The sequence below is a fragment of the Variovorax soli NBRC 106424 genome (genome assembly GCF_001591385.1).
GTDB lineage: Bacteria > Pseudomonadota > Gammaproteobacteria > Burkholderiales > Burkholderiaceae_C > Variovorax > Variovorax soli.
Window position 1 is genome coordinate 123,602 of the sequence record NZ_BCUU01000002.1, and the last position, 17,348, is coordinate 140,949.

A 17,348-nucleotide genomic window follows, 5' to 3' on the forward strand; every position below is an offset into this window, starting at 1 on the left:
CAGCGAGTACACGCAGTGCCGAGCGTGGGGGTATCAGTAATGGCTGCAGTCATCGAAGAACAACGCTGGGATGCCAGCCAGCTCGCCGCCTGGAGCGAGCCGCAACTGGCCCGCGTGGAAGACGCGCTGTCGCGCTGGGTGGGCGTGAATGCGCCCGTGCTGCTGGGCGATGCCATGCGCTATGCGGTGCTCGACGGTGGCAAGCGCCTGCGGCCCCTGCTGGTGCTGGCCGCTGCCGAAGCCGTCGGCGGCCACGCGGACGCGGCCCTGCGCGCCGCCTGCGCCGCCGAGCTGATCCATGCCTATTCGCTGGTGCACGACGACCTGCCGTGCATGGACAACGACGTGCTGCGCCGCGGCAAGCCTACGGTGCACGTCAAGTTCGGCGAGGCCGATGCGCTGCTGGCCGGCGATGCGCTCCAGGCCCTGGCCTTCGAGCTGCTCACCCCTGAAGAAGCCAGCTTCACGCCCGCGGTACAGGCCCGCCTGTGCCGCCTGCTGGCACGCGCCGCCGGCAGCGAAGGCATGGCCGGCGGCCAGGCCATCGACCTGGCCAGCGTGGGCGTGGCGCTCGACGAAGACAGCCTGCGGCGCATGCACCGGCTCAAGACCGGCGCGCTCTTGCAGGGCAGCGTCGAAATGGGTGCGGCCTGTGCCGAACACGTGACGGCCGCGGCGCTCGCGGCCCTGCGCGACTACGGCGCCGCGCTGGGCCTGGCCTTCCAGATCGTCGACGACATCCTCGACGTCACCGCCGATTCGCAGACGCTGGGCAAGACGGCCGGCAAGGACGCCGCGAGCGACAAGCCCACCTATGTGTCTCTGCTGGGCCTCGATGGCGCGCGGGCCGAGGCGGCGCAACTGCACCGCGAGGCGCTTGCTGCGCTCGAGCGCAGCGGCCTGGCTCACACCGGCGCCCTGCGTGCCCTGGCCAGCATGGTCGTCGAGCGCGACCGATAACAACAACCGAATTCAATGGCTCCGCTTCTTCCCACGATTTCCGACCCCTCGCAGCTGCGCGGCCTGGACCGCGCGCAGCTCAAGCAGCTGGCCGACGAGGTGCGCGCCTGCGTGCTCGACAACGTGTCGCGCACCGGCGGCCACCTGAGCTCCAACCTCGGCACCGTGGAGCTGACGGTGGCGCTGCACCACGTGTTCGACACGCCGTACGACCGTATCGTGTGGGACGTGGGCCACCAGACCTATCCGCACAAGATCCTCACCGGCCGGCGCGAGCGCATGCCCACACTGCGCCAGCTCGGCGGCCTGTCGGGCTTTCCGCAGCGCACCGAGAGCGAATACGACACCTTCGGCACCGCGCATTCGTCCACCAGCATTTCGGCCGCACTGGGCATGGCCATGGCGGCCCGGCAGAAGGGCGAGGACCGCCACGCCATCGCCGTGATCGGCGACGGTGCCATGACGGCGGGCATGGCCTTCGAGGCGCTCAACAACGCCGGCGTGTACGAAGACTGCAAGCTGCTGGTCATCCTGAACGACAACGACATGTCGATCAGCCCGCCGGTGGGCGCGCTCAACCGCTACCTCGCGCAGCTGATGAGCGGCCAGTTCTATGCCAAGGCCAAGACCGTGGGCAAGAACGTGCTGTCCAAGGCGCCGCCCCTGTTCGAGCTGGCCAAGCGCCTCGAAGAACACGCCAAGGGCATGGTGGTGCCGGCCACGCTGTTCGAGAAGTTCGGCTTCAACTACGTGGGCCCCATCGACGGGCACGACCTCGAGTCGCTCATCCCCACGCTGGAGAACCTCAAGCACCTGGACGGCCCGCAGTTCCTGCACGTGGTCACCAGGAAGGGCCAGGGCTACAAGCTGGCCGAGGCCGACCCGGTGGCCTACCACGGGCCGGGCAAGTTCGATCCGTCCGTGGGCCTGGTCAAGCCGGCCACCGCGCCCAAGACCACCTTCACGCAGGTGTTCGGCCAATGGCTGTGCGACATGGCCGCGCAGGACGCGCGCCTGGTCGGCATCACGCCGGCCATGCGCGAGGGCTCGGGCCTGGTGGAGTTCGAGCAGCGCTTTCCCGAGCGCTACTACGACGTGGGCATTGCCGAGCAGCATGCGGTCACCTTCGCCGCCGGCCTGGCGTGCGAAGGGCTCAAGCCGGTGGTGGCGATCTACTCCACCTTCCTGCAGCGCGCCTACGACCAGCTGGTGCACGACGTGGCCATCCAGAACCTGCCGGTGGTGTTCGCGCTCGACCGCGCGGGCCTGGTGGGCGCCGACGGCGCCACGCATGCCGGCGCCTACGACATTCCCTTCCTGCGCTGCATTCCCAACATGAGCGTTGCCTGCCCGGCCGACGAAGCCGAGTGCCGCCAGCTGCTCACCAGCGCCTTCGAGCAGGACCACCCCGTGGCGGTGCGCTATCCGCGCGGCGCCGGTGTGGGCAAGGTGCCGCATGCCACGCTCGACGCCCTGCCGCTGGGCAAGGGCGAAGTCCGCCGCCAGGGTTCGCGCATTGCCGTGCTGGCCTTTGGCACCCTGCTGTACCCGGCCCTTGCGGCCGGCGAGGCGGTGGACGCCACGGTGGTGAACATGCGCTGGGTCAAGCCGCTGGACCGCGAGCTGCTGCTCGACATCGCGCGCACGCACGACGCGATCGTCACGGTGGAAGAGGGCGCCGTCATGGGCGGCGCCGGCAGCGCGGTGTCCGAAGCGCTGCAAGAGGCGGGGCTCATCCGCCCCATGCTGCAGCTGGGCCTGCCCGACCGCTTCATCGAGCATGGCGATCCGGCCAAGCTGCTGGCCGGCATCGGCCTGGATGCATCGGGCATCGAGCGCTCCATCCGCGAGCGCTTCGGCCATCTGCTGGATCAGGGTTTTTCCGGGGGAAAGTCCCGAGCCAGTGCGCTGTAAGCGGTTTTTACAATCATCCGGCTGAAATCAGTCGCCAGCGCGGTCACGAGCCGCGTTTTTCTTTTTTCCTACCCCCTCCCGGAGTGAATTCAATGGATCGTCGTTCCCTTATCAAGAACGCTGGCATCGCCGGCGTCCTGGCCGCCGGCATCGCCCCCGCGGTGCATGCGCAGGCCGCCGTGCGTTGGCGCCTGGCTTCCAGCTTCCCGCGTTCGCTGGACACCATCTTCGGCAGCGCCGAAATGCTGTCCAAGACGGTCAAGGCCCTGTCCGGCGGCCGCTTCGAAATTACGGTCCACCCCGCCGGCGAACTGATGCCCGCCTTCGGCGTGGTCGATGCGCTGCAGGGCGACAACATCGAGATGGCCCAGTCGGCCGCCTACTACTTCACCGGCAAGGACCCGATCTTCGCCTTCAGCTGCGCCGTGCCCTTCGGCCTGACCGCGCGCCAGAACACCGCCTGGAAGCAATACGGCAACGGCCGCAAGCTGCTGGACGCCTTCTTCGAGAAGTACAACTTCCACACCGCCACCGCCGGCAACACCGGCACGCAGATGGGCGGCTGGTACCGCAAGGAAATCAAGACCGTCGAGGACCTCAAGGGCCTGAAGATGCGCATGGGCGGCGGCGTGTTCGGCGAGGCGATGGCCAAGCTGGGCGTGGTGTCGCAGAACATGCCGGCCGGCGACGTGTACCAGTCGCTCGAGAAGGGCACGCTGGACGCAGCCGAGTTCGTCGGCCCCTACGACGACGCCAAGCTGGGCTTCAACAAGGTGGCGCCCTTCTACTACTACCCCGGCTGGTGGGAAGGCGGCGCCGACCTGGAGTTCTTCATCAACAACAAGCAGTACGCCAAGCTGTCGGACGAGAACAAGGCGATCCTCAACGCTGCCATGGCAGTCGCGGCCACGGACATGACCGCGAAGTACGACGCCGTGAACCCGGTGGCGCTGAAGAAGCTGGTGGCCGAGAAGACCCAGCTCAAGGCCTTCCCCAAGGCCGTCATGGACGCCGGCTTCAAGGCCTGCATGGAAGTGTTCGCCGAGCATGAGGCCAAGTCGCCCGAGTTCAAGAAGATCCACCAGGACATGCGCGCCTTCCAGCGCGACCAGATCCTGTGGAACCGCTTCTCGGAGTACCCGTTCAACCAGTATATGAACGGCGTCAAGATCTGATGCAGCCGCGGGCCTTGCCGGCCCGCCAATGAAAAAGCCGCCCTCGAGGCGGCTTTTTCATTTCCGCTGGAGGGGCCGCTGCCGGCCCTCCCAGCGATGGCGAGCCTCAGGGCTTCGCCTTCTGCTCGCCCTCCTTGAGCGCGTCCTGCATTGCCTTCATCGGGTCGTCGCCCTGGCCGGCATCGCTGCCCGCGGCCGCCGGCGCGACCGGGGACTCGGCGGCGGGCGCGGAGGGTGTCGCCGCATCGGCGCCCGGCGCGGGCACTTCGGGTGCCTTCTGCTCGTCGCTGCCGTAACCTGCATCGGAGCCGTAGCTGTCGCCGCTGCTCTCGGGGCTCAGGCTGTCGCGCATCTGCTCGCCCACCGCCTTCAGGTCCACTTTCTCGACCTTGTCCAGGTTGCCCGTCACCAGGTTGGGGAAGAAGATCAGCACGCCCACCATGAACAGCTGGATCAGCACGAAGGGGATCGCGCCGCGGTAGATCTGCATGGTGGTGACCGGGTCCATCACCTTCTTGGTCACCCGGTCCACATAGGGCTTGTCGGGCGCCACCGAGCGCAGGAAGAACAGCGCGAAGCCGAAGGGCGGATGCATGAACGAGGTCTGCATGTTCACCGCCAGCAGCACGCCGAACCAGATCAGGTCGATGCCCAGCTTGTCGGCCACCGGTGCCAGCAGCGGCACCACGATGAACGAGAGCTCGAAGTAGTCCAGGAAGAACGCCAGGAAGAAGATCAGCACGTTCACGAACACCAGGAAGCCCACCTGGCCGCCGGGCAGGTTGCGCAGCAGGTGCTCCACCCAGATCGGGCCGTCGGCCGCCTGGAACACCAGGCTGAACATGGTCGCGCCGATCAGGATGAACATCACGAAGCTGCCCAGGCGGGTGGTGGTGCCCAGCGCCTGGCGCAGCAGGTGCATGTTCAGCCGGCCGCGCGCCATGCTCATGACGAGTGCGCCCACCGCGCCCATGGCGCCGCCTTCGGTCGGCGTGGCAATGCCCAGGAAGATGGTGCCCAGCACCAGGAAGATCAGCAGCAGCGGCGGGATCAGCACGAAGGTGACCCGCTCGGCCAGGCGCGACAGCAGCCCCATGCCGGTGAGCTTGTTGATGGAGGCGATGATGAAGGCCACGAAGGCGCCGCCGCAGGCGGCGGTGACGACCTTCTCGTCGGTGGGCACCGATTCGACCAGCTTGCCCTGCCACCAGGTGTGCACTGCGGCCATGTTCTGCGCCAGCACGATGGCCACCACGAAGGACAGCACCATCAGGATGAGCAGCGACATGTAGCCGCTGCTGCCGTTGGGCTCGCGGTAGATGCGCGCCTCCGGCGGCAGGGCCGGCACCGCGGCAGGGCGGAAGATCGCCAGCGCCACGATGTAGATCACGTAGCAGCCCACCAGGATGAAGGCCGGGATGAAGGCGCCCTTGTACATGTCGCCCACGCTGCGGCCGACCTGGTCGGCCATGATGATCAGCACCAGCGAGGGCGGGATGATCTGGGCCAGCGTGCCCGAGGCGGCAATCACGCCGCTGGTCATGCGCCGGTCGTAGCCATAGCGCAGCATGATGGGCAGCGAGATCAGGCCCATCGAGATCACCGAGGCGGCCACCACGCCGGTGGTGGCGGCCAGCAGGGCGCCCACGAAGACCACGGCCAGCGCCAGGCCGCCGCGCATCGGGCCGAACACCTGGCCGACGGTGTCGAGCAGGTCCTCGGCCATGCCGCTTCGCTCCAGTATGAGCCCCATCAGCGTGAAGAACGGAACGGCCAGCAGCGTGTCGTTGGCCAGGATGCCGATCAGGCGTTGCGGCAGCCAGGCCAGCACCGAGGACGGGAACACGCCCAGTTCGATGCCGACAAAGCCGAAGAACAGGCCACAGGCGCCCAGGCTGAAGGCCACCGGAAAGCCCAGCAGCAGGAAAACGATAAGCCCCGCGAACATGATCGGGGCAAAGTTGGAGGCGATGAATTCCATGGGGTTCTTTCTGTCTCCGCCTCTTTATCGCGCGCCGGCAGGGGCCGCCGCTGCTTCTTCTTCCTCGGCACGCTTGCGCAGCACCTCGGCCAGTTCTTCCTCGGCCGATTTTTCATCGGCCTTGATCGTCGGATCCGGGCCGTCGCCCGTCAGGAAGGCCACGCGCTTGATCAGCTCGGACCAGCCCTGCAGCATCAGCAGCCCGAAGCCAATGGGCAGCGCAATCCACACCGGCCAGCGGATCAGCCCGCCCGGGTTGCCCGACATTTCGCCCGAGACGTATTTCTCGACCAGCACCGGCCAGACGAAGTACAGAGCCGCCAGGCACATGGGCGTGAGGAACAGTGCGAAGCCCAGGATGTCGATCCACATCTGCGTGCGCTTGGACAGGCGGCTGTTCACCACGTCGATTCGCACGTGCTCGCGCTGCAGCAGCGTGAAGCCGGCGGCCAGCAGGAAGGACCAGGCGAACAGGTACCACTGCACTTCCAGGTACGCGTTCGAGCTGGTGTTGAAGACCTTGCGCACGATGGCATTGAGGGCGCTGATCAGCGTCGAGCCCAGGATGAGCCAGATCGACCATTTGCCGATGAGGGCGTTGAGCCAGTCGATGGCCCGGGATAGCTTCAAGAGGGCACTCATGCCGTGTTGCTCCAGGTAGTTGTGCTTTCCACGCAAACACACCCGGGCCTGATGTCTTTTGGACAGGGCGACCGGGTGTGGGTGTGTGACCGAATTTTACCGGCCCAGGGCATGGCTCCCGGAGAGGGGTACTACGGGAAAATCCCTACGCTGTTGGACCCGGTGATCGGCCGTGCCGCCTGGCGCTGTCCGATGCGCCACGGCCGGCCGCAAGGCCGCCGCCTCGCATAATGACCGCATGCCCCCCAACCAACCGGGCCAAGCGCCCGCTGCGTCCGGCATTCCCACCTCCATCGACTCGCCCGAGATGCGGCGCGCCGGCCGCGAGTTGCTGTCGCTGGCGCTGATCGACGCGCGCAACCACACGCTGCACTTGCTCGGCCTGTACGAGCAGGCCATGGAAAAGGCAGGCCTGGTGCAAGTGCCGCAAGGCCCGCAGCTGATGCCGCCCGCCTGGCTGGCCGGCCACATCGGCTGGTTTGCCGAATGGTGGATCGCCCGCAACACGCAGCGCGCCTTCGGCATCGATTGCCCGGCCCGGCCGACGCGCCTGGCGGCCATCGAGCCCATGGCCGATGCCTGGTGGAACCCGGTACAGCGCTCGCCGCATCAGCGCTGGTCGCCGGACCTGCCCGACCTGGCCGCCACCAAGGCCTACCTGCTCGAAACGCTGGAGAGCACGCTGGAATTGCTGGAGCGCGCGGCCGAGACCGACGCGGGCCTGTACTTCTACCGGCTGGCGCTCTTTCATGAAGACCTGCGCGGCGAGCAGCTCATCGTCATGGCGCAGACGCTGGGCCTGTCGCTGGGCGCGGAACTGCCGCCGCCCGGCGCGACGCGCGACCCGCTTCTGATGCCCGCCACGCGCTGGCGCCTGGGCCTCGATGCGAGGGAGGGCAGCGGCTTCGCGTTCGCGCAGGAATGCGGCGCGCTGGAAGAAAACGTTCCCGAGTTCGAGATCGATGCGCAGCCCGTCACATGGCAGCAGTTCGTCGAATTCGTCGACGACGGTGGCTACGACCGCGAAGAGATGTGGTCGCCCGCGGGCTGGGCCTGGCTGCAGGCCGAAGGCCGCCGTGCGCCGCGCCATGTGGAGCAGATCGGGGCCGCGCACCAGGGCATTGGCGGCTCGGTGCTGCAGCGCCGCTTCGGTGTCGCCACGCGTGCGGCCGGCCAGCAGAGCGCGATGCATGTGAGCTGGTGGGAGGCCGATGCGTGGGCCCGCTGGGCCGGGCGGCGGCTGGCCACCGAGGCCGAATGGGAAATCGCCGCGCACGGCGCGGCCCGCCGCGGTTTTCGCTGGGGCGAAGTGCAGGAGTGGACGGCCGGTACCTTGCGTGCGTGGCCGGGCTTCAAGACCGACCCGTGGAGCGCGGGCGGCGAATTCGATCCGCAGCCGGCCTTCGGCCAGGCGCGCGTGCTGCGCGGCGCGTCCTTTGCCACGCGCGCCCGCTTGCGCTCGATGCGCTGGCGTGGCTTTGCCCTGCCGGCACGCGACGAGATGTTCGTGGGTTTCCGGACCTGCGCGATCTAGGTGATCTTCAGGCGGTGCCCGCCTCGGCAGCCATGGCCTTGTCGGCCTTGAAGGTCCACCACGGCAGCAGCGCGCGCAGCGACTGCACCTGCCCGCTGGCCACGGCCTGGTAGCCGGGCAGGGTGCCCAGCTGGTGCTGCCAGGCGGCGCTGCGCAGGACGGCCAGCAGCGCCTGCGTCGCGGGCTGGTCGAGCGCCGTCTTCAGGCACACCAGGTGATAGCGCTCCTGCACCAGCGGCACGAAGTCCAGGTCCGCGCCGCGCGCGGCCGATTCCAGCCCCAGGCCCACGTCGGCCTGGCCTGACTGAATGGCATGCGCCACGGCGGCATGCGAGGGTTCGCAGCGGTCGTAGCCCTGGAGGCCGCGCGGTAGCAGGCCGTCGTCGGCCAGCAGTTCGTCCAGCAGCACGCGGGTGCCGGTGCCCAAAGCGCGATTGACGAAGCGGGCCTGGCGCTGCGCCACGTCCGCCAGGCCGTGCAGCGCCAGTGGATTGCCCGGCGCCACCATCAAGCCCTGCACCCGGCGTGCAAAGCCGATGACCTTGTGCTGCCCCGGCTTGAGCAAGGGCTTGTAGGTGCGCTGCGCGAGCGAGCCCATGGGCGGGCGCTCGCGCGCATGAAAGCCGGCCATCACGCACCGGCCCTGGTTGAGCGCGCGGATCGCATCCACGCTGCCGCTGAACTGGATGTCCAGGTGCACCTGCGCGGTGGCCGCGGCGTGCGTGCGCAGGGCCACCAGCGCGTCGTCGTGGCTGGCCTGCAGGCTCAGCACGTGCGTGCTGTCGTCGAAGGCGAGGGCGAAGGCGCGTTCGAGGTCGGCATGCAGCGCCTCGATCTGCGCGGCCAGCCGCGCCTGCGCCTGCCGCTCGGCCCACAGCAGCTTGTCGCCGAATTCGGAGAGCTGCGCCGCCTGGCCCGCATCGCCGGCCACCAGGCGGTGGCCCAGCAGTCCTTCCCAGCGCTTGAGCTCACCCCACACGTGGCGGTACGACAGGCCCAGCGCGCGGGCCGCGCCCGAGATAGAGCCGCTGTCGCGCACCGCCTGCAGCATCTCCATCAGCGCGTTGCGGATGCGCGGCGCACCGGCGCTGCGGGCGGCGATGGCGTAGGAGAGTTCGACCTGCTGGGGCTGCACGGGCGGATTATGCAGAGCATGCCCAACCTATGAACTGATTTGCATAGGTCCAATTTGTCACAAGTCAATACTTGCGGCGTCGTTTCTTTCGAGCGGCCCCAAGGAGACACCCACCCCATGAACACCTTTGCCGAGAGCTTCGTGGCCGCCTGGCACCTGCTGGTATCAGGCGATGCCGTGCTGTGGTCCATCGTGCTGCGCTCGCTGCTGGTGAGCGCCTGTGCCTGCGCGCTGTCCTGCGTGCTGGGCCTGCTGGCGGGCGCCTGGCTGGGTGTGGCGCGCTTTCCGGGGCGCGGCGCCTTGCTCACCGTGCTCAACACCCTGCTGGCGCTGCCTTCGGTCGTCGTGGGCCTGGTCGTCTACCTGCTGCTGTCCAACTCGGGGCCGCTGGGTTTTCTCGGGTGGCTCTTCTCCTTCAAGGCGATGGTGCTGGCGCAGTCGGTGCTGGTGCTGCCGGTGGTCACCGCGCTCACGCGCCAGGTGATCGAGGACGCCGAGCGCGCCCATGGCGAGCAGCTTCGCTCGCTGGGTGCGCGGCCGCTGCTGCGCGCCGTGCTGCTGGTGTGGGACGAGCGCTATGCGCTGGTCACCGTGCTCATCGCCGCGTTCGGCCGTGCCGTGTCGGAAGTGGGCGCGGTGATGGTGGTGGGCGGCAACATCGACGGCTTCACGCGCGTGATGACCACCGCCATCGTGCTGGAAACCAGCAAGGGCGACCTGCCGCTGGCGCTGGCGCTGGGCACGGTGCTGCTGCTGGTGGTGCTGGTGCTCAACCTGGCCATCTCGCTGCTGCGTGCCTGGCGCGAGCGGGCCGACGGCGGCGCCGTGCAGGCGGCCAGGCGGGGAGCGCTGGCATGAGTGCAACGCCAAGGGTGCTGCGATGACGCGCACGCCTTCAGCCCCCTTGTTCGTGCTGCGCGATGCCGGCGTGCGCTTCGGCCGCGTCGATGCGCTCGCGCACGTGACGCTCACCATCCATGCCGGCGAGCGTGTGGCGCTGGTGGGCGCCAACGGCAGCGGCAAGAGTACGTTGCTGCGGCTGCTGCACGGCCTGGTGCCGGCGGCCACCGGCGAATTCGCCAGCCTGGCGCCGGCCCGCATGCAGGCCATGCTGTTCCAGCGGCCGCACATGCTGCGCGCCAGCGCGCTGTCGAACGCGGCCTTGGCGATGTGGCTGCGCGGCGCCCGCTGGCGCGATGCGCAGCGCTGGGCCATGGCGGCGCTCCACCGGGTGGGCCTGGCGGATGTCGCGCACCGCAATGCGCGCACCCTGTCCGGCGGCCAGCAGCAGCGGCTGGCGCTGGCGCGGGCCTGGGCCCTGGCGCCGGCCGTGCTGCTGCTGGACGAGCCCACCGCCAGCCTGGACCCGACGGCCAAGCGCGAGGTGGAGTCGCTCATCGGCGAGGTGGCCGACGGCCGCACGGTGATCTTCGCCAGCCACAACCTGGGCCAGGTCAAGCGGCTGGCCACACGGGTCATCTACCTGGAGCACGGCCGCGTGCTGGCGGACCTGCCGGTGTACGACTTTTTCTACGGCGCCCTGCCCAAGGAAGCCATGTTGTTCGTCAAAGGAGAACTTGCATGATGTCGAAGAAGCGCGCGGCCTGGAAACGCTGGCGCACGCAACTGTCGGTGCGCGGCGTGGTGCTCGGCGGCCTGCTGCTGGCGGGCACCGTGAACGCCGAGGAGATCACCATGGCCTCGACCACGTCCACCGAGCAGTCGGGCCTGTTCTCGCAGCTGCTGCCGGACTTCAGGAAGGCCACGCAGGTCGATGTGAAGGTGGTGGCCGTGGGCACCGGCCAGGCCATCGACATGGCGCGGCGCGGCGATGCCGACGTGCTCTTCGTGCACGACACCGCGGCCGAGGAGAAGTTCGTCGCCGAGGGCTATGCCGTGAAGCGCTTCCCGGTCATGTACAACGACTTCGTGCTCGTCGGTCCGGCCAAGGACCCGGTTGGCGTGAAGGGCAACGACATCGTGGCCGCGTTCAGGAAGATCGCCGCGGTCAACGCACCCTTCGTGTCGCGCGGCGACAAGAGCGGCACCGACGCGGCCGAGCGGCGCCTCTGGTCGCAGACAGGTCTGGGCGACGCCGGCCAGCCGTTGGACAGCGACAAGAAAGGCAGCGGCTACAAGGAATGCGGCTGCGGCATGGGCCCGGCGCTGAACATCGCCGCATCCAGCGGCGCCTATGTGCTGTCGGACCGCGGCACCTGGCTGTCGTTCAAGAACAAGGCCGGCCTGGCCGTGGTGGTGGAGGGCGACAAGCGCCTGTTCAACCAGTACGGCGTGATGGTGGTGAACCCGGCCCGCTTCCCCAATCGCAACACCGCGGGCGCACAGAAGTTTGTCGACTGGGTGATCTCGCCGCAGGGCCAGGCCAGCATCGCGGCCTACAAGATCGGCGGCGAGCAGTTGTTCTTCCCGAACGCCAACGCCAAGTGATGCGTCCGCCGCGGGCCATGACCTCCCACGTCATGGCTTTGCGGCGCCCGCGCGGCGACCATTCCTTCACCCGCCAAGCCCGGCGGCAACCACCCCAAGGAAAGGAATCGCCATGAACACCACCTCCCAAGCCCAGTTGGCTGACCATGTCGCGCAGCGCTACATCGCGCTGTGGAACGAGACCGATGCATCGCGCCGCCTGGCGTTGCTCGCCGATGGGTGGACGCCCGATGCGAGCTACGTCGACCCGATCGCCAACGCGGCCGGTGCCGAAGGCATCAGCGCGCTGATCGCCGCGGTGCAGGCGCGCTTTCCGGGTTTTCGCTTCAAGCTGCTGGGCAAGCCCGATGCGCACGGCGACCACCTGCGCTTTTCGTGGACGCTGGGCCCCGAGGCCAGCGAGGACCTGATCCAGGGTACCGACTTCGCGCGCCTGGCCGATGGGCGGCTGCATTCGGTGACCGGCTTCCTGGACAAGGTCCCCGCCGCTGCGTGATGGGCTGGCTTGCTCTGGCGGCCGGCCTGTGCTTCAGGCCAGCGCCGCCGACACCGCCTGCGCCCCGGCCACGCGGCCGCCCGCAATGCGCACCACCGACTGGGCCAGCACCCGCACGTCCTCGGGGTCGTGGCTGACCAGCAGCGTGGGCACCTGCACCCGCTCCAGCATCTGCGCCATCTCGTGGCGCAGGCGCGAGCGCAGGTCCTGGTCGAGCGCGGACAGGGGCTCGTCCAGCAGCAGCAGGCGCGGCTGCGTGGCCAGCGCGCGCGCCAACGCCACGCGCTGCTTCTGGCCGCCGGACAGATGCCGCGGCAGCGCGCTGCGCACCTGCTCCAGGCCGAACTGCGCCAGCAGCGCGGCGATGCGCTCCTTCGCGCCCACCGGCATGGCATGCCCCATGCGGCGCACGCCGAACATCAGGTTCTGCTCCACGCTCAGGTGCGGGAACAGCGCATAGTCCTGGAACACGAAGCCCACGCCGCGTTCGCGCGCCGGCAGGTCGATGCCGCGGGCGCTGTCGAGCAAGGTGGTGCCGCCCACCCGCAGGTGGCCGTGCGCGTGCGGGATCAGGCCGGCGATTGCCAGCAGCACGGTCGACTTGCCGGCGCCCGAGGGGCCCAGCAGCGCAGTGCGCGGGCTGTCGGAGCGCAGCGCCACGTCGAGGTCGAAGTGGCGGTCGTCCGAATGCAGGGAAAGGCGAAGGTGCAGGTCGAGCATGCCGGTTCTCCTTCTCAATGCTTCACTTGGAGCAGGCGGCCGGCGACCACCAGCAGCACGATGCACAGCACCGAGATCACCAGCGTGAGGCTGAAGGCCAGCGGGTCGTCGCCCGCCTGCACCGCGCTGTACACGGCCACCGACAGCGTCTGCGTGCGCCCGGGCAGGTTGCCCGCCACCATGAGCGTGGCGCCGAACTCGCCCATGGCGCGCGCAAAGGTCAGGGCCAGACCCGCGGCGATGCCGCGCGTGGCCAGCGGCAGGCTCACGCGCCAGAACAGTTCCCACTCGCTGGCGCCCAGCGTGCGGGCCGCCTGCTGGAAGCGCACGTCGATGTCCTCGAAGGCGGCGCGCGCGGCCTTGTAGATGAGCGGAAAGGCCACCACCGCCGCAGCGAGCACCGCCCCCTGCCAGGTGAAGAGCAGGCGGATGCCGAACCACTGCTCCAGCCATGCGCCGATCACGCCGTTGCGGCCGATCAGCACGATCAGGTAGTAGCCCAGCACCGTGGGCGGCAGCACCATGGGCAGCACCAGCACCGCGTCGAGCGCGTTCTGGCCGGCGAAGCGATGCCGGGCCATCCAATGGCCGGCCGCGATGCCCAGCGCACCGGCGATCAGCGTGGCCAGCAGCGCCACCTTCAGCGTGAGGAAGAGGGGCTGAAGCATGGCAGGGGTCAGCGAACTCAAGATGGCCTCAGGGCGGCGAGAAGCCGTGGCGCTGCAGGATGGCCTGGCCGGAGGCGCCGCGCACGAAGGCGATGAAGTCCTTTGCCGCCTGCGCATGGGCGCTCGCCGCCACCTGCGCGATCGGATAGCTGACCGGGCTGGCGGTGGGCACGGTGAAGGCGATGCGGGTCTTGCCGGCCTCGACAAGCGCGTCGGTGCGGTAGACGAAGCCGGCATCGACCTCGGCCCGGGCCACGTAGTTGAGCACCTGGCGCACGCTCTCGCCGAACACCCAGCGCGGCTGCAGTGCATCGGCCAGTCTCGCGGCGGCCACGGCATCGGCGGTGTACCTGCCGGCCGGCACCGAAGCCGGCGTGCCGGCGGCGATGCGCGGGAAGTCGGGCGCGGCCAGGTCCTCGAGCGACCTGGGCTGGCGCTGGCTCGATGCGGGCAGCACCACCACCAGCGTATTGCGGGCGAAGTCGGCGCGCGTGCCCTCAGCCAGCAGCCTGGCGGCGGCGGCGCGGTCCATGGTGGGCTGGTCGGCCGAGGCGAACACGTCCACCGGCGCACCCTGCTGAATCTGCGCCAGCAGCGCGCCCGAGGCGGCGAAGTTGAAGACCACCTTGCGCCCGGGGTGCGCCTTCTCGTATTCGGCGCCCACGTCGCGGAAGGCCTGTGTCAGGCTGGCGGCAGCGGAGACCACCAGGTCCTGCGCATGGGCGGGCCACGCCATCGCCAGGGCGGCCAGGGGCGGGAGCAGGCGGGAGAACAAGCGGATCGCAGTCTGGCGCATGGGGTCTGTCGCTATTCAAAACTGGAATAGCGCTAGTGTAGCGAGCCGACGAAAGCGCCCCGCACAATCCGCACAATCGCCCCATGACCACCCGCCATCGCTACCTCGACGCCCTGGGCCACGGCGCCTCCGACAAGCGCATCGACATCCTGCGCGGCATCGGCCGCACCGGCAGCATCTCGCAGGCGGCGCGCGAGGCGGGCGTGAGCTACAAGGCGGCCTGGCAGGCCATCGACACGCTGGGCAACCTGGCGGGCGTGGCATTGCTGGAGCGCGCCGTGGGCGGGGCCGGCGGCGGCGGCGCGACCCTGACGCCGCAGGGCAGCGAACTGCTGGCCCTGGCCGACGCCATGGAGGCGGCGCGGCGCGAGGTGCAGGCCCGCTTCGCGGCCGGCAAGCAGCCCGCTGCCGCGCAGCCAACCTCATCGCAGCAGGGCGCCGGTCCGGCCCTGGGGTGGCTGGCGCTGCGCACCAGCATGCGCAACCAGTTGCCCGCGCGGGTGCAGCAACTGGAGGGCAGCGGTCCCGCCGCGCGGGTGTGGCTCGGGCTGGGCGGCGAAGGCCGCATCGCGGCCCGCATCACGCAGGAGAGCGTGCAATTGCTGGGGCTGGCGCCGGGGCTGCCGGTGATCGCCTTGTGCAAGGCCACCGCGGTGAAGGTGGCGCGCGCCGCGGATGCGAAATCGGGGCGCAGTTCCAAGGCAAGCGTCAACCGCCTCGAGGGCACGGTGACCCGCGTGGCGCGCGGCGACAGCGGCGACGAGATCACGCTGGCCCTTGCGCCCGGCCTGCACCTGGTGGGCTTCGCAGCGCCAGCCGAAGGGCTGCGCGTGCGGCAGCGCGTGGTGGCCTGGGTCGACGAATCGTCGGTCGTCGTGGCGCTGGGCGGCTGGACATGATGGCCGCTGCGTGAGAGCGTGGGACAACTTACTGCAACCCAACCCATCAAAATTGTTAATTAACGTAGCAGATAAGTCGCGCCGCGAGCGTCTCGTATCGCGCCATTGACCCAGACACTGTTTTTTACATTCCCCATTGCCATGGCCAGCCGTCTGCCACGAGCATTCGGGCCAAAGAGGCCGAAGCCTCTAGGGGAGGTCGAAAATGGGACATTCCAATGTCCGCAGGGGGCGTCTTTCAGTCTTCCGCCGCGCTCGCGGCGACCGCGGCTCTGATGCAAGCGCCATCTGCAGCCGCCACGAATCCACCGGTTTCTTGTACAGGCAACGCGCCGCGCGCCATGCGCCGGGGCTGACTTTCGCGCGCACTCTGCAACGCTCAACGCCAACTGCGCCAAAGCTGCGGCAGATCCATTGACCGGGTTCGGGCAGCCTCAACTGCCCCGGCGGACACCAGCTGCCGGCTCGGCCATTCACGTGAAGCAAAAGTCGAAATTTTCAGAGCGTTCCGTTCAACCACAGGGAGCTAGACCATGACCTCACGCATCCACCGAACACGGTGCTTCGCACTCTTCGCGGCTTTGTGCCTGATCGGCCCTGGCGTCCAAGCCCAGGTCACCGATATCGGCCTGCTGCCCGGCGGCACCACCTGTTCCGGCGTTGCCATCAACAACAGCGGCACCGCAGTCGCGCATTGTGATGACTCGCAGGGGCGCACGCTGACCGTTCGCAAGCCCCTCGGCCAAGCGTTCCAGACCTTGCTCACCACATCTCAAAATACCTGCAGGGCAGTGGGCATCAACACCCAGAACACGGTATCCGCCAATTGCAGAAACGACGCCGGCGAGTTTGTGCCGCTGCGCTGGCTGGCCAACCTCCAGCGCTACACACTGACGCCCATCCCCGGCCTGCTGGGCCTGCTCCCAGACGTGGCTGCCACCGGGGGGGCCATCAACGACAGTGATTGGATCATCGGGACCAGCATCTCTCCCAATGGCCAGATCCGGCCGGTGATCTGGCCCGGCGGCCAGACCGCTCCGGAAATGCTGCCCCTGATGACAGCGTTGACGCACGGAGGCCTCGATGCCGTGACTTGCGAGCCGGTTGCCCTGGACAACACGACCGTGGCTTTCAATGGTCCGCTCGTGGCTGGCACTTGCAGCGTGAGTGCCAATGGCACCGTGCGGTCGAGGGCGGTGCTCTGGCGGCGCACCGGCAACGGAGGCAGCTACGCGGTGACCGTTCTCGATGCCCTTGCCAATGCCGACAGCAACTGCAGCGCGGTGGCCATCGAAGACGGCGGCGGTGCAGTCGCCGGCACTTGCACCGGCACCAACGACGAGCCTCAGGCCGTGTATTGGGCTGCGGGCGGCACTGCGGTCCAGTCCATCGTGCCCAGCATTCCGGGTGGATCCGCAAGGAGCACGGTCGCAGCCATGGTTGGGAATCTTGTCGTCGGCTCTTTCCGCACATCCAGTGGCTTCGAGCATGGTTATGCGTGGCAAGCCCCCAACCTCAGTTTCGCCGATGTCGGCGTACTGCCTGGCGGGTTCAACAGCAGGGCTGTGGGCATCCTCACGGGTGCCATCGTTCCTATTGTTGTCGGCGTCTCGGAGGTCGGAGGTGGCGCATCGCACGCCTTTTCCTGGGGCATCGGCCAACTCTTCGATGGAGGCACCCTGGGTGGGCCGAGCAGCAGGGTTACTGGTGTTGGAGGCGGACGTCTGATCGGCACCAGCCATGTGGCCAATGGACATGAGCACGCTTTCATTGGCCCCTAGGGAGACGCTCATCAAGTCTGTCCCAGCTGGCGCGCCGGCCCGACCGACTCAGGAAGTGGGCCGCCGCGCCTGCCACAGCTTGCGATAGACCGTGGCCCGGCTGATGCCCAGCGCCCGCGCCGCTTCGGCCACGTTGCCGCGCGCCTCGTCGACGGCGCGGCGAATCAGTTCGCCCTCCACCTCGCGCAGCCGCGGCTTG

The 17,348-nt window shown here is 68.8% G+C and carries 17 protein-coding genes; 10 read left to right on the forward strand and 7 right to left on the reverse strand.

From position 1 onward, the window contains the following. Positions 1–39: 39 nt before the first annotated feature. The 3 genes from VSO01S_RS01330 to VSO01S_RS01340 all read left to right on the forward strand — a co-directional run bounded on the left by VSO01S_RS01330 (position 40) and on the right by VSO01S_RS01340 (position 4,049). Entirely contained in the window at positions 40–960 is a 921-nt protein-coding gene (locus VSO01S_RS01330) for a polyprenyl synthetase family protein (protein WP_068639993.1), read from the forward strand. Positions 961–975: 15 nt separating this feature from the next. Further along, the gene (gene dxs, locus VSO01S_RS01335) at positions 976–2,874 is read left to right on the forward strand and encodes a 1-deoxy-D-xylulose-5-phosphate synthase (RefSeq protein ID WP_068639994.1); all 1,899 of its coding nucleotides are present in this window, start codon (positions 976–978) and stop codon (positions 2,872–2,874) included. A 92-nt stretch (positions 2,875–2,966) separates the two neighbouring features. Further along, the gene (locus VSO01S_RS01340; protein WP_068639995.1) at positions 2,967–4,049 is read left to right on the forward strand and encodes a TRAP transporter substrate-binding protein; all 1,083 of its coding nucleotides are present in this window, start codon (positions 2,967–2,969) and stop codon (positions 4,047–4,049) included. A 106-nt stretch (positions 4,050–4,155) separates the two neighbouring features. On the opposite strand, the gene VSO01S_RS01345 is transcribed toward VSO01S_RS01340, so the two are convergent. Continuing rightward, complete coding sequence (locus VSO01S_RS01345) at positions 4,156–6,030, reverse strand: TRAP transporter large permease (protein WP_068639996.1); 1,875 nt, start codon at positions 6,028–6,030, stop codon at positions 4,156–4,158. Positions 6,031–6,054: 24 nt separating this feature from the next. After that, entirely contained in the window at positions 6,055–6,672 is a 618-nt protein-coding gene (locus VSO01S_RS01350) for a TRAP transporter small permease subunit (protein WP_068639997.1), read from the reverse strand. Between the two features lie 238 nt (positions 6,673–6,910). On the opposite strand from VSO01S_RS01350, the gene VSO01S_RS01355 reads away from it, so the two are divergent. Then, on the forward strand, positions 6,911–8,206 hold the full coding sequence (locus VSO01S_RS01355; RefSeq protein ID WP_068639998.1) for an SUMF1/EgtB/PvdO family nonheme iron enzyme: 1,296 nt from the start codon (positions 6,911–6,913) through the stop codon (positions 8,204–8,206). Between the two features lie 7 nt (positions 8,207–8,213). On the opposite strand, the gene VSO01S_RS01360 is transcribed toward VSO01S_RS01355, so the two are convergent. Further along, positions 8,214–9,341, reverse strand: coding sequence for a substrate-binding domain-containing protein (locus VSO01S_RS01360; RefSeq protein ID WP_068639999.1), 1,128 nt, complete (start codon positions 9,339–9,341; stop codon positions 8,214–8,216). A 117-nt stretch (positions 9,342–9,458) separates the two neighbouring features. Here VSO01S_RS01360 and VSO01S_RS01365 point away from each other — a divergent pair, with 117 nt between their 5' ends. The 4 genes from VSO01S_RS01365 to VSO01S_RS01380 all read left to right on the forward strand — a co-directional run bounded on the left by VSO01S_RS01365 (position 9,459) and on the right by VSO01S_RS01380 (position 12,285). Next, a complete protein-coding gene (locus VSO01S_RS01365; protein WP_068640000.1) occupies positions 9,459–10,199 on the forward strand; it encodes an ABC transporter permease in 741 nt (246 codons plus the stop codon). A 22-nt stretch (positions 10,200–10,221) separates the two neighbouring features. Then, complete coding sequence (locus VSO01S_RS01370; protein ID WP_068640001.1) at positions 10,222–10,926, forward strand: ATP-binding cassette domain-containing protein; 705 nt, start codon at positions 10,222–10,224, stop codon at positions 10,924–10,926. Beyond that, positions 10,926–11,789: an ABC transporter substrate-binding protein gene (locus VSO01S_RS01375; RefSeq protein WP_068640018.1), complete on the forward strand. Its 864-nt coding sequence runs from the start codon at positions 10,926–10,928 to the stop codon at positions 11,787–11,789. The genes VSO01S_RS01370 and VSO01S_RS01375 overlap by 1 nt, the downstream gene beginning before the upstream one ends. A gap of 112 nt (positions 11,790–11,901) precedes the next feature. Continuing rightward, positions 11,902–12,285: a nuclear transport factor 2 family protein gene (locus tag VSO01S_RS01380; protein WP_068640002.1), complete on the forward strand. Its 384-nt coding sequence runs from the start codon at positions 11,902–11,904 to the stop codon at positions 12,283–12,285. A gap of 33 nt (positions 12,286–12,318) precedes the next feature. Here VSO01S_RS01380 and VSO01S_RS01385 read toward each other — a convergent pair whose 3' ends face one another. Genes VSO01S_RS01385 through modA form a run of 3 tightly spaced genes read right to left on the reverse strand, consistent with a single transcriptional unit; the run spans position 12,319 to position 14,469 of the window. After that, the gene (locus VSO01S_RS01385; protein WP_068640003.1) at positions 12,319–13,005 is read right to left on the reverse strand and encodes an ATP-binding cassette domain-containing protein; all 687 of its coding nucleotides are present in this window, start codon (positions 13,003–13,005) and stop codon (positions 12,319–12,321) included. A gap of 14 nt (positions 13,006–13,019) precedes the next feature. Further along, the gene (modB, locus tag VSO01S_RS01390) at positions 13,020–13,673 is read right to left on the reverse strand and encodes a molybdate ABC transporter permease subunit (RefSeq protein WP_068640004.1); all 654 of its coding nucleotides are present in this window, start codon (positions 13,671–13,673) and stop codon (positions 13,020–13,022) included. Positions 13,674–13,701: 28 nt separating this feature from the next. Further along, positions 13,702–14,469: a molybdate ABC transporter substrate-binding protein gene (gene modA, locus VSO01S_RS01395; protein WP_068640005.1), complete on the reverse strand. Its 768-nt coding sequence runs from the start codon at positions 14,467–14,469 to the stop codon at positions 13,702–13,704. An 83-nt stretch (positions 14,470–14,552) separates the two neighbouring features. Here modA and VSO01S_RS01400 point away from each other — a divergent pair, with 83 nt between their 5' ends. Together VSO01S_RS01400 and VSO01S_RS01405 are read left to right on the forward strand one after the other, a co-directional pair. After that, a complete protein-coding gene (locus tag VSO01S_RS01400; protein WP_068640006.1) occupies positions 14,553–15,368 on the forward strand; it encodes a TOBE domain-containing protein in 816 nt (271 codons plus the stop codon). 533 nt (positions 15,369–15,901) lie between these two features. Next, complete coding sequence (locus VSO01S_RS01405; RefSeq protein WP_068640007.1) at positions 15,902–17,149, forward strand: hypothetical protein; 1,248 nt, start codon at positions 15,902–15,904, stop codon at positions 17,147–17,149. A 48-nt stretch (positions 17,150–17,197) separates the two neighbouring features. Here VSO01S_RS01405 and VSO01S_RS26585 read toward each other — a convergent pair. Next, positions 17,198–17,348 (reverse strand): helix-turn-helix domain-containing protein (locus tag VSO01S_RS26585; protein ID WP_245684077.1); only part of this gene is annotated, 151 nt, incomplete at its 5' end.